This window comes from Acholeplasma oculi (assembly GCF_900166985.1).
Classification (GTDB): Bacteria; Bacillota_I; Bacilli_A; order Acholeplasmatales; family Acholeplasmataceae; genus Acholeplasma; species Acholeplasma oculi.
On sequence record NZ_FUZK01000003.1, the window covers coordinates 142,280 to 155,351 of the forward strand.

Annotated in this window: 12 protein-coding genes and 1 pseudogene; all 13 read right to left on the reverse strand. The window is 28.2% G+C overall.

The genetic code is table 11. The annotated features are described in order from the left end of the window. Nucleotides 1-36: 36 nt before the first annotated feature. Nucleotides 37-915 carry a hypothetical protein gene (locus tag B5X49_RS06500; RefSeq protein WP_045749059.1) on the reverse strand — a complete coding sequence of 293 codons (879 nt, stop codon included), beginning with the start codon at nt 913-915 and terminating at the stop codon, nt 37-39. Beyond that, on the reverse strand, nt 896-1,387 hold the full coding sequence (locus tag B5X49_RS06505) for a hypothetical protein (RefSeq protein WP_045749058.1): 492 nt from the start codon (nt 1,385-1,387) through the stop codon (nt 896-898). The genes B5X49_RS06500 and B5X49_RS06505 overlap by 20 nt, the downstream gene beginning before the upstream one ends. Nucleotides 1,388-1,537: 150 nt before the next feature. Beyond that, nucleotides 1,538-2,326, reverse strand: coding sequence for a hypothetical protein (locus tag B5X49_RS06510; RefSeq protein ID WP_045749057.1), 789 nt, complete (start codon nt 2,324-2,326; stop codon nt 1,538-1,540). Between the two features lie 7 nt (nt 2,327-2,333). Further along, nucleotides 2,334-3,965, reverse strand: a complete 1,632-nt coding sequence (locus tag B5X49_RS06515) for a DUF3696 domain-containing protein (RefSeq protein WP_045749056.1) — start codon at nt 3,963-3,965, stop codon at nt 2,334-2,336. Nucleotides 3,966-4,187: 222 nt separating this feature from the next. Beyond that, nucleotides 4,188-4,460 (reverse strand): annotated as a pseudogene (locus tag B5X49_RS06520) (DEAD/DEAH box helicase family protein); the annotation flags it as partial. A gap of 119 nt (nt 4,461-4,579) precedes the next feature. Next, the gene (locus B5X49_RS06525) at nt 4,580-5,242 is read right to left on the reverse strand and encodes a hypothetical protein (RefSeq protein ID WP_045749054.1); all 663 of its coding nucleotides are present in this window, start codon (nt 5,240-5,242) and stop codon (nt 4,580-4,582) included. Nucleotides 5,243-5,274: 32 nt separating this feature from the next. Continuing rightward, nucleotides 5,275-5,886 carry a hypothetical protein gene (locus B5X49_RS06530; protein ID WP_045749053.1) on the reverse strand — a complete coding sequence of 204 codons (612 nt, stop codon included), beginning with the start codon at nt 5,884-5,886 and terminating at the stop codon, nt 5,275-5,277. Between the two features lie 35 nt (nt 5,887-5,921). Further along, complete coding sequence (locus B5X49_RS07685) at nt 5,922-6,068, reverse strand: P-loop NTPase family protein (RefSeq protein ID WP_159444499.1); 147 nt, start codon at nt 6,066-6,068, stop codon at nt 5,922-5,924. 255 nt (nt 6,069-6,323) lie between these two features. Beyond that, on the reverse strand, nt 6,324-7,283 hold the full coding sequence (locus tag B5X49_RS06535) for a hypothetical protein (RefSeq protein ID WP_045749052.1): 960 nt from the start codon (nt 7,281-7,283) through the stop codon (nt 6,324-6,326). A gap of 48 nt (nt 7,284-7,331) precedes the next feature. After that, nucleotides 7,332-7,988 (reverse strand): ABC transporter ATP-binding protein, encoded by a 657-nt coding sequence (locus B5X49_RS06540; RefSeq protein WP_045749051.1) that lies wholly within the window; start codon nt 7,986-7,988, stop codon nt 7,332-7,334. Nucleotides 7,989-8,000: 12 nt separating this feature from the next. Continuing rightward, entirely contained in the window at nt 8,001-9,128 is a 1,128-nt protein-coding gene (locus B5X49_RS06545) for an FtsX-like permease family protein (protein ID WP_045749050.1), read from the reverse strand. Next, nucleotides 9,125-10,351 (reverse strand): ABC transporter permease, encoded by a 1,227-nt coding sequence (locus B5X49_RS06550; RefSeq protein WP_045749049.1) that lies wholly within the window; start codon nt 10,349-10,351, stop codon nt 9,125-9,127. The genes B5X49_RS06545 and B5X49_RS06550 overlap by 4 nt, the downstream gene beginning before the upstream one ends. 307 nt (nt 10,352-10,658) lie before the next feature. Next, a complete protein-coding gene (locus B5X49_RS06555; RefSeq protein ID WP_045749048.1) occupies nt 10,659-13,049 on the reverse strand; it encodes an ABC transporter ATP-binding protein/permease in 2,391 nt (796 codons plus the stop codon). Nucleotides 13,050-13,072: the final 23 nt, after the last annotated feature.

Here is a 13,072-nt window from a genome sequence, read left to right on the forward strand (position 1 = left end):
TAAAATGTTATAAGTTCATATTTTATAGCAAGGTCCCTATTTTTTTTGTTCAAGAAATTTAAATAGTACCTTTTCTTTTTCATCTGTATTATCTTGTCCCATATCCTCATTACGCAATATTATTGTTGATGGAAAAATCATTTTACCTTCTTCGTCTTCCTTGGGTTCATATCCAGGCTTCCAACATTTAGTAATATACGGCATAGGTTTAATATTTTTTAAATATCTTGGTAAAATAACTTTACTGTTTTTCACTTCAAAAGGTAAATACGGATTTCTTTTTTGATTCATCAACCATTCAACTAAAGCAAAATTGTATTGTGCCCCTTCTGGAGTAATTATCGTATATTTATCTTTGGGGTTTTGTACAAAAGCAAATGATCTTGGTTCAAATTCTTTCCATAATGCTCTGCAAAACATTCCGTTATACAATTTTCCAATTCTATGATTGCAACCATTTTTTATTTTCCTTACTTCTCCACATATAGAACACACCTGTTTTTTAATCACTATATCACGGCTTATAAAAAATGAATACGGGAATAGCAGTTCAAGATTTTGAATATATTTTTGAATTCTATCAAGATGAAATTCTTCCGCCCATTGATTTTGATATTCATTCGTTTTTTTTACTAGTTCAATATCTTTTGTGGTATCTTCCATTAAATACCATGCTTGATCATATTGATTCTTTCTTAACAGGTAATCAATTCTTAAAAAACTAGTCTTAATTCTAAAAATAACTCTATAACACGCTAATTCGTTAGCAAATGATTCAACTTTTTGTTCAACACAAAATGCAATATATCCATATATATCTTTCCATATTTTAGCGTCAATAATAATTGGATTCCATGACTTTAAACTTTTATAAATTTTTGATAATAAAGCATCTTTAGTCGTAATCTTTGTCATTTATGCTTCCCATGATCTTTTCGAAATCTTCAGCAGTTCCATTAAACTCTAATTCGGTTGTTTTAGTTTTTCCTTTTTTAACTATTTTGAGTTTAACATCAACCTTGTCAGCCGGCTTTTTCTTAATCTTTAAATAGTCATATATATAACTTGAAACAACATTAATTAGTATCGAAATAGCTGGAGTAGAAATAACTATAGTTGCAAGTTCAAGCAAATCGTTGTGTTGCTGTAATTCACCAGTATTTCCTTCAGCAATATCAACTGCTCCTAACAGATGAACATGCTTATTTAGATAATCATAAAAATCTTCTGTTCCTTCTGGAAACGTCCATACAACTGAATCTTTTTCACTATAAGTCTTATCCGGTATGATAACTACATTTGATGTTAACTCTGAGTCAATTACGTTTTCCTTAACTAATTCATCTATCGGATTAGATGACACATCTGAAATTTTTAATTTATCCATACTATTCTCCTTATATATTGTTTTTAGCAATTTTTTTTGAAAACGATTTCTAATTTTAACTATTTGTAAATTTTTTACCGTAAAAGAAAAGTAGTTCACTTACTTCATACTTCTTCTATTAAATATCAAAGATTTAAAACCATTTATAATCTATTCAAAGAAGTTTTTTAATTGCTCTGCAAAACGAGGATTTAATAACGGATCTTTATCAATTTTAACTGGAAAAGCATGATAACTTTCACCATCCACTCCATCTCTATTAAACCTTATATATCTATCTGTTAACTTATTATATGCAAACAAACTGTCTGAATTATCGTTTGACAAATGTGCTTTTTTTATCAGTTTATAACAGGCGTCATGATCATCTTTCTCTAATATAGAATCATGATCTTGATTCTCATAATTTCTCAAATAACAATGCTTTTTTGAAGGTAAAAAATATGGGAAAAACTGTTTTTCTCTTTCAATATAAAAAACTCTTACCCTTAAATCTTCCGAAAAACTTATAACAATTTCAGTTTCAATTATTGGAATATCAAAATCTTCGGATGACAGCATGCTAAATATTTTATTTTTAAATATAGTGTTTATAAATGATCGGGGAAATACACTTTCAAAAATATTCTTGATACTCTCAGGATTAATTATATAATCACAATTTTCTTCTTCATCTAAAGTTTGAAATTTCACTTTACTTAAAAACATAGTAACAATTTTATAAATATCGTGTCGTTTTTTTAAGTTAATCTTGTTGGAAGCAAAAATATAACTGCTCAGTATATCTGCAACTTCTTTAGGAAAAACAATTCTTGTTTGAATAGATTGTTCATTTATTACTGTATTCAATCTACTTAATCGGTCATAAAAATTATACTCTTTTTCTATATTGTCATAAAACAAAAATTTGGGATTGATAATATATTTTCTTTTTATCATTTCAACTTTAACTTTCCATCTTTGTGTTTTTTATTGCTCTTGCCTTTAACATTAAACTAAGTTCTTTTTCTTCTTGATCAAAGAAACCATTTGGCCACTCATCTATGTATCCAAGACTATCTACTTTTACAGTTTTAAAATATCCATTGTCGGTGAATAACAGTTTTATTCTTTCACTCATATCAGTTTTACTTTCAATAACTCTTCTGCGTAATCTAGAGATAAAATGATCACTGTGTGTCTCTACAATAATGTTTTTATCACGAGATATTGCCATTATAAAGTCAAATAATACACTTTGTGCACTTGGATGTAAGTGTATTTCAGGTTGCTCAATAATAATGAACTTTCCACTTTCGGAATATAATCCTAAAACAAGAATTGGCAAGAGTTGACTTATTCCGAAACCTACATTATTAATCGGTATCTTATTTTTATTTAAGTTTGTAAGTTCGATCTCATATATACTCTTTCCTGCATACTTAGTCACATTCACTTCCTTTGCAAGATTAAATCTTTCACAAAGCCAATAATTAATTGCTGTTAAAAGTTTCCCTTTTGAAATCTCTATATCTCCTTGTTCATTAATTATCCTTGGATATGCGATACTTTTGTCATAATAACTGGCAATAATAGCATTTGCGTTCTCTCCCTGCCTACCAATTTCTTTAACAATATCATTTGATCTAATGTAAATTGACTCTGGAAATTGTCTTAAAGGTCCTATGTGTGCAATTTGATTAAATATTTTTTGAATGCTAATATGCATTGAGTTGACAAAAACTGTGTCAAGCGAAACATTTTCATTGCGATCTATACGAAAAAGACTAAAATCATCTTGAAAGTATTCTTCTAATGTATTATCCTTATCACTAGAACTTATGATTTCAAACATTTCATCTTCGTACTTTTCATCAATTTGTGGCTGCAGAGCGTTAAATCGTATTCTGGCAAATTTACATGTTGCTTGAATAAAATTCTCATTTACAACTTGATGAAAATTATTGTAATCAACTTTTTTTCTTCTTAAGTACCTATCAAACCTTAGAAATAAACGATTATTGGTTTCTACTCTGTATTTAATCGTATCATTTGGCAATCTTCGTTCATGAAAAAAATCTAATTTAATAGGATAAATCACATCTTTTAAGTTGATTGTATAACTAATTTTATCTATAGCAACTTTATCATTCTTTTCTTTTATTGTTAACTCTAAAGTAAATTTGCCCTTTAATATTTCATCAAAAGCTCTATTTAACTTTTCATAAGAAATTCTTCCTCTATTTGTTTTTTTATCAATAACACTAACAAATTCTCTAACCAAACTGTTTCTTCGGATTAATGATTTATTAAGTTGTGTTTTTTGGAAACTATCTGAAAAAGTAAAAACCATTGATTTATCGCTATTATCATTTTGATTTATCGTGTTTTTTATACTACCCAATTTAACTTGTTTACCATCTAATACAATCGGCGTGGAATTAATGCCTTCTTGAATACTTTGAGATATCATTAAAAGACTTTGTATAAATGACGTTTTCCCACCACTATTTATTCCTGTCAATACAGTTATGTTTGAGTCATCAGTATCAAATTCATACTTCTTAATACCTTTAAAATTATTAATACCAATCTTCATAAATGATCTCCTTTGTATATCAATTTTTATTATATTTATGTTTATAATTTGTAGTATTTTAAATTGAGACTATTTCGTTAACAAACATTCCAATCTATTTGAGGTCACAAAGACATCCAGTCCGTATAGTTTCATCTATTCCATTTTATGCAATCTAGTCCACTTTTTTTAGTCTAAATGATACTAAATAGGGCTTAATAAGGCAATTTCAGCTATCTAAGCATAGTATGAGATGAAATATTCTACTCTATTTTCCGGAAAGAAAGATTTTAACTCACTATATAATTGACCCGCTAAAGTCTTATTATGTGCAAGTACTAAGGTTTTTTTACCAAGGGATTCTATCATATTGGCCATGGTAAAGGTTTTACCAGTACCTGTAGCACCAAGTAGAATCTGTTCTTTTTTGCCATTTAAAAAGTTTTCTTTTAATTCTTTAATGGCATTTATTTGGTCACCTTTCGGTTGGTAGGGGGATTTTAGTTTAAACAATATATACCTTCTTTACTAGAAAAAATGTTTAGTTAATTTTAACATTTATATGTAAAAATAACAAGGAAATCAAAAGTTTTAGCCTTGTGTTTTTTAGTGTATGCAACTAAATATACTATAATCTATTTTTTAAGTTTATCCACTTTTACATAATCCGAAAAAGATTTAATATACGACTTAAATTTAAAAGTTTCTTTTATTATTGCAACTTTTAAAATCCCTTTTAGTAACCCCATCACATCATTAGTAATAAAGGATTCTAGCAATTTCCATCCTGTTGACTCTAAAACATATCGATGGGTTGTATCTATAAATTTGCTTTCTTCATCTCTACCGGCCTCTTTAAATTTTTGAATTAATGCTTCAAAAAAAGTATCAATAACAATTTGGTTGCCAAGTGCTAAGATTCTATCTAAATTCAAATCTAATACTTTAGAGAAAACAAATTCTCCTTCTACAAATGGTATGATTAAAAGTTGAGTTCCGCCCTGATATCTCCATGTGGATATTTTTTCTAATTCTTCTATGATTTGGATGTATTCTTCAATATTGAATTCATTTCTAAAGTTTTCTAGAAAATTTTGTGGACTATTCTCAACTCCAGGTAAGAAAAAATCGATACTTGATCCTGATCTACCATGAATATACTGAATATTATTAACAATTTGTTCTTGTGCAGTTGAATTGTTATTTGGGTTTAAAAATAGGATGTTTACAGCTCTCATACCACTATTTTCAATTTGCAAAAAATTCTTTAATTCATTTAAATTTCTAAATCCTATCACACTATAAATCCTCCATTTAAAGTCTCATAAACCTATTCATTTATTATTCTTTTACCTCTATTATCAAACTTTTTCGATTCTATTTCTTCATAATACTTTGAAACATCTACTCTTTTATTAAACTTTATATAGACCTTATGTCGGAAAATATTCAACTTTGATATCTTAAATGATACTTCTAAAGTCGATTTATAAAAATAATCTATTTTTTGGCACCTCTCGTTTAACTTCAAACTTTCTTCCTCAATCATTTCATCACGATTTATGTTACTATGTTCAGCATCACCCCTTGGAATATACCATGGTTTAAAAGTATAATAAAAATGAAATAGTGGAAATGCTACTGATTGTAATGGAAAGATGGTTTCACGATATTCTTTAATTTCATTTAGTGTTATATTCAATCTCCCATTTGCCTCAAAATCAGGAATTATCATTAATACACTACGAATCCATTCTCGGTTTATTTTTATATTTTTGAGATAAACAGGTCTTCTTCCCGTATTTGCAAATATCAGGAAAACAATTCCATCATCATTGAGTTTAAAATCTACTATGATGTTTTCTTTTCTAAAAATACTTTCTTTCCATCTTTCGGAAACATGATTAAATATTTGTTCTGCATTAATTGGAAGTTTATCCATAACGCGTACCTCTCTTAGTTATTTTTCTTTATCCTTTATAACGAATAAAACCAATCTCTAATATAGTTAAGGAGCCTTTTGAAATCATCTTTATGTAAATACTCTTTAACAATTTTGATTGATGTTGTTGATTTGCCAATACCAGTTGGTGCATCAAATAATAAACCTTTGTTCTCAATCATAGATTCAATTTAGTTTGATAATATATCATGTATACTCAAATAGTATTACTCATTTTTTCCAAATGGTGTCAAGAATTATGTGTGAATCAAATTAATTATGATATAAAAGTACCTTTTTATAAAATACATAATTTATTGTGTACTTGACTTTTTATTTCTGTGATTATGTTTCAATTAAATTAGTGAGAGATCAATATCTATTAACATTCGTATTTCCAACTCTCCAAAGGATAATAATACTATAAATAATCAATGTCATATATCTAAAGAATCATCTAGCACCGTTTCTTTTCTTGATATTTTCTTAGAAATCAACAATGTTGTTAAAATTAATACAACACTTATAGCAGAAACTACTACAATATGAGTTACCATGTTGTTCATATATTCAATTTCTATTCGTTTTCTAAATAGTTGATTTATACTTATCCCATTTATATAAGGATAATTAGATACATCCGCATCAAGAACATTTATTAGACTTTCAATCTCATCAGTTTTAAAATCTACTTCATTATCAATAATCATTAATTGATATTGTGGCACTGTGCCTACAAGTTCAATATAAGTTTCTTCAAATATATAAGCATGACTATAACCAACTGCATTCAAATTGACTTCATCCGGTAAACCATTATGACTAACAAATTCGATTAGATCTAATCGTTCTCTTGTTTCTTTAATGACTGCATACACTTGAAAGTTAACCGGTACATTTTCTATATAAACAATCATTTGTTCACCAACTGAATCTAGTCTTTGGAATTTTGTTAAGGATGTAATCTCGTCAATAATAATAGGATTGTCTATTTCAGAAAAATCTAGCTCAGTTTCTATATGTAATATTTCAATCGGTTCAATATTATAAATTGAGCTTCCTGGATCATGATATACAGGTAATCCTATTTCTAGAAGACCTGGTGTAATGATATCAACTACGACATTTTGACTGACTGAAATTAAGTTTCTAGTTGTATACTCTATGGATTTGTATTTAGAAGTTTCATTCTCTGGGAAATTTGGATAAACACTGGTATCTATTACTGCAAGATGTTTTGGTAAATCTTCAATTTTATTCAATTTGGAATTATTACTCACTTCAACACTGATAATTGCATAAAGAAATAAACTTAGAATTACTATGCTACATGCATAAAACATGAATTTGGTTTTTGGATTCTTAAAGTGCTTCAATATATTTTTTAAAATATGCATATAACGTACTTTTCCTTTTTATTACTTTGATATGTTTCTATATATAATTTAAATTTGAACAGGATTGATTTTCCCGTCCTTAATTTCATATATTTTGTTAAACTTTTTTGCGAACTCTAAATCATGTGTTACTACAATTATGGTCATACCTTCGCTATTGAGTTTTTTTAGTATACTTAAAATATTGTCTCTATTCTCATGATCCAAATTACCCGTTGGTTCATCTGCTAGTAACATTTTTGGATTTGAAATGATTGCTCTTGCAATTGAGACTCTTTGTTGCTCCCCACCGGATAAAATTTTTACCCTTTTATCTTTAAGTGGTAATATATCTAATTTTTCTAGGATTCCATCTAAGTTGGGTTGTTTTTTCTGATTAGAAAACATTAATGGTAACATTACATTTTCACCAACTGTATAATCCTCAATTAAATGATAGGACTGAAATACAACGCCAATGGATTGATTTCTAAACTCAGCTAACTGATTATCATTTAATTTTGTAAGATTCTTATCATTAAATATGTAATATCCTTTTGTTGGAGTATCTATCGTAGATAATATATTGAGTAATGTTGACTTCCCACTACCCGATTTACCTATAATTGCAACAAAATCGCCTTCGTTAACATCAAAATACAAATCATTTAATATAAATGTCTTTTCTTTATCATAACTTTTATATATATTTTGTAATTTATACATTAATTTTCCTCACTATAAATCCGAATTTGTTATGCTTCTGTATTTTATGAATCTTGTTGCGATGATCGTTTCTATGACTGGTATTAAGTAAATGACACACAATGAAATTAATAACTGTTCGATGGGTACCCATGTAAACTCAAATTCATTATTCGTTGATAAAGTGATTCCATATATCACCATACCGAGTATCAAACTCACAATAGTAGAATATATGCTTAAGATAGCAATTTCTTTTAGAATCATCTTTCTTAAGTGACTTAGTTTCATGCCCAATACAACAAAAACGGTATACAACTTGTTTCTTTCTTTTATGGTTAAATGAACAGAAATTATGATGTTAATCGATAAGAAAACCGCGACTAAACTAAAAAATGTCACAGATATTCCTTGAAACATACTATAACCATCTGAAAGTTTATTTAATATGGTGGTAAATGATTCTATATATAACCATGGTAGTGCTACTTGATATAATTCCCCAATTTTATCAAACGTTGATTCATGTGTAAGATTTGACTTTATATAATAACTTTGAAAATAATAATGTGGATTTCCTTCTGTACCCCCTAAGTACTCAGGAAATTGATTTGCAAAATCCACATAATCCATTACAAATATTTGATGCATGTTAGGATAACTTGTTTCTTTATCACTAAACTCAAAATAACCTGTTATCTCATAAGAAACTCCCTCCACTTCTATGATAGAGTTCATTTCATACGTTTCTATTTCCTTAAAATAGAAAATTGAAGGTAATGCATGTATCCGGTCATATGATGTAACATTGATATCGTAAAACCTGTTTTCAATTAACAATTTTTCATGTTCTATGTTTGTACCAACCACATACGTATGCTTTTGATTGTACATGATATTCATGTTGTTAAAAGGTATGACAACATCGAAGTTATTCTTTAAATCATTAAAATAATATTTCTCGTTTTCTACATAATTTAGATCATTTATGAAGAGCCTATATTCATCAGGTTTTAAGTAAATATTTTTGATCACAGACTGCTTTATCGTTTCTGTCATAAAGATTCCAAATATTAAGACCATACCTGCTAATACAATTCCTATGAGAGGAAATATGAACCTAGTTGACTTTTGACCAAAAGTCTTAAATTTTATGTTCATGATTGTTCTCCCAAAATAAAATATCTAGACTTTTTATTAAAATGTAATAAACTAATCAGCATGTTAACAAGTAGTATGATCAAGAATGTCATGACAAATAACAACCCTGAATAATAAAGTGATTGAATCCAGTTAATGTAGACAAATACATCATTTAGTAAACTTATTAAAACCAAAATGATATATGATAGTAACAACGACACACCAATGGTTGAAGTACTTGTAACAACCGTCTCAACTAAATTTAATTTCAGTAACTTAAAGTCAGTTGCTCCTAGAAGTTTATAGATACCTAATTTCCTTTTGTCTGATAAAAACGTATATGATGTGATATTCGCTATATTAATGATACCTAATATACCAAATATTGAGGTTAGGACAGTAATAATCCAAAAATAGGTTTGATTATCCATCATCATTCGATTCATGACATAATCGATTGTTTGAAGTAACTGTTCATCTTGCATATTAAAGATTTCTTTTAATCTTTGAATCGTATCTTCTTCTGCATGCATCTTGGTAATGATGTAATCATAGTTCGTAATCGAACCGTTAATATCTTCATAAGTTCTTACAGGAATATATGCTGTTGTATTTATACTTTGTTCATCATAAGGTATCCCCTGCTTTATAAAATCCTCAATTTGTTGCTTTCTATAAGAATCACTTGAAACAACACCAATAATTGTAAATTCGTTATCTAGAAAATTAAGTTTTTGACCAACTACATTTACATATCCAAATACAATTTTAGCGGTATCTTCATCAACCACCATGACTTTTTCGTTGGAGGATTGCTGCCAGGTTGTTCCATATAGTAAATCAATTTTTTCAGATATAAGATGATACAAATACTTAAGATTTCTAGATGGTACACCTGTATCAACAAAATCCGATGTTGCAGCAATCACATGTACATTTTGTGCAGTATCTATTTTTTCAAGTGTATTTTTATAGAATGTGATTTTAGATAATGTACTTCTGGCTATATCTAATTGATCTATCGTAGGATAAAACCCATCTGGGTATTCATTAGATACCCCTCCAATAACAGTCAACACCGATTGATCATAGAAATTAATTTCTTTGATGATTCTATTTTTTGATGCATCTTGGAAATTGAGTAAGACAAAAACGAATATGATTGCGATAAAAATGAATACTAATTGTTGTATATACAATTTTAAGTTGTTCTTGATTTTTATAATTGAATACTTAAACAAATACACTCACTCCTTTTAGACCTTCATTGAATCAACTGATAATCTTCATATTTTATAAATGATTCACCCTTTCAAAAAAATAAAACCCATCATTAAAAGTTATGTAAAATTGGAATATATCACAAAAAAATCATTTGTGATTTGTTATATATCTCCCAATTTATAACATAACCTTAAACCTGATGGGTTTTGGTTAATCTTATTGTATCAAAATATTCATATGATATCAAACATAATTGTAAAAAATATTCATATGATGACTTAAATTTCATCTTTTATGAAAATATAAGCATTATAACTATTCTTTTTAATCTAGGCGGATAATTTCAACTGGAGTTTTCTTTAGTAAATTTATGAGTGGAGCAGATATAGATATCATTAAAAGTATGACTGTAAATAGGATAATGAAGATGACATTCGATTGAGTTAGTTTCAACAACTCCATTTGATAATTATCTAGAACGACATTTTTATTGAGTGATTGTGTAAATAGATAAATAACATAAAGAGCCGATGGAATAATAATGATCAAGTTTATGATATTTTCAATTATAAATAGTTCAAATATATTGAGTCTAGATAAACCCATTGATCTATAAATTCCAATTTCTTTTTTATGCAGTTCGATATTAGAAGATGTATTGTAGTAAATAAATATGATAGAAAAAACTGCAAATGTTACACAAACCATGATAAACAAATCACTCAATCTTTGGATGTTACGGATAAATCCAACATAAGTAGAATCAAATGGCGTAACGATGATATCTGTTTCTAAGGTATTGTTTACTGCAGAATAGTGTCTTTGGAAAAATTGATATGCATCAAATGATTTTATATTGAGTAAATATTGATATGATAAATCATATCCATCTGTGAATTCATTAAATAAAGTATCCGATAAGATGATATTAGATGCCTTGTAATCATAGTTATCAAAATTATCTTCCATAGGTTCATGTAAATCGTCATAAATAATACCTTTAAGAATAACCTCTTTCCTATATTCAGGTTGGTTTATGAGTCTTTGATCTTTATATTCTAAAGTAAATTCTGATCCATATTCTATATGACTTGAATTTAGGTTTTCTTTCGTAATAAAATCATTTGTATCTCTAAATAAAACATTGTAATAGTGAAGTGGTAAGATGACTTCATTATCTTGAAGTAAAAGTGAATCCAAACGAGTCATTCCACTTTCTGTTACTACTTTTAAATTTATACCAGCCAAAAGCTTAGATTCTTTAACAATTGTTGGATATGAACCATCAACTACAAAATTTAGACTCTGTACATGTTTATCTAAATATTCTAGTGTAAAACTACCATTAGCATAAATCATATCATTCAAATGGAAATCTATGAAACCATCTCGAACATAATAGCTGTCTGACAAAATATCAGATGGATTCATACCATATTGATTTTTTCTTGAAAAATCTGTTTGTATGATTCCAGTAACAACAATTATAAATGAACTGTCTCTACCAGCAACATTAAAGGTGAACTCCATACCGATTAAATCTCCCAAACTTGTTTGGTCATCAAAACTCTCTAGTATTGTACGATGTCCTATATAATCAGTAATTGCAATCTCATCATAATTTGTAGGTGCACTACCATGCATAAAGGTCAAATCAAACTGATCAAAATTTTTGATTTCAGTCGTAAAAGGTGACCATCTGAGATGGAGTTCTTCTTTAAACATTGGATCTATATTTCTATAGCTACCTCCAAATGCTTCCCCATCATAGGTATTGGTATATGCCTCTGTATTTGAATTGACTATTCGTACATGGTTAATAGAGTTTTGAATCAAACTGTCGATAACCATTTGATTTTTATCCATAGTTAAAAAAGTTAAACTTATACCAAAAAATACGATTGTAAGTAAACCAAGAATGATAGAAAATAAAGATTTCATACGTCTTTGTTTGATAAAGCCAAGTGCCTTCATAAAAATAAATAAACCAGATACTTTTTTGGTTGAGTCATTTTTAGTTTCAACCGTTGATTCATCATGATGAATAATCTTAGATTCTATTGAAGTGATTCTACCATCAACCATATAAATGGTCATGTCACTAAATAATTGAATCATATCTGCATCATGTGATGCTACAACTACTAAATGATCTTTAGAATATGCTTTTAGCAGGTTGAAAATTGCTAGACTGTTTTGACTGTCTAGATTGCTCGTAGGTTCATCTGCTATAAGTATTCTAGAGTTTTTAAAAAGCGCTCTAGAAATTGCAACACGTTGTTGTTGACCTATAGAAAGTTGGTTCGCCAGATGACCCGAATAATCTGATAAACCCACTTGATTGAGACAGTCTAACACATCAACATGATTCATTTTTTGTCCAGTAATCATTCCTTGTATAGAGACATTATGAGATACATATTCATTGGCTAATAAATTGAATTTTTGAAATATAAATGATATCTCATTTAAACGATATGAATTGAGTATACTTTGATTCTTGAAATCCATTTTTTGATGCTGGTAGTAAACATCCCCTTTAGATGGATGATCAATACCTCCAATAATATTTAATAAAGTACTTTTACCACATCCACTTTTTCCAGAAACAAAAACCATGCCATATGATGGCAGTTCAATTGAAATATCTTCTAAAGCGTGTTGTGTAAAATCATTTGTTTGGTATATTTTATGAACATGACTTAATTTGATCATGAGATTTCTCCTATGGATATGAT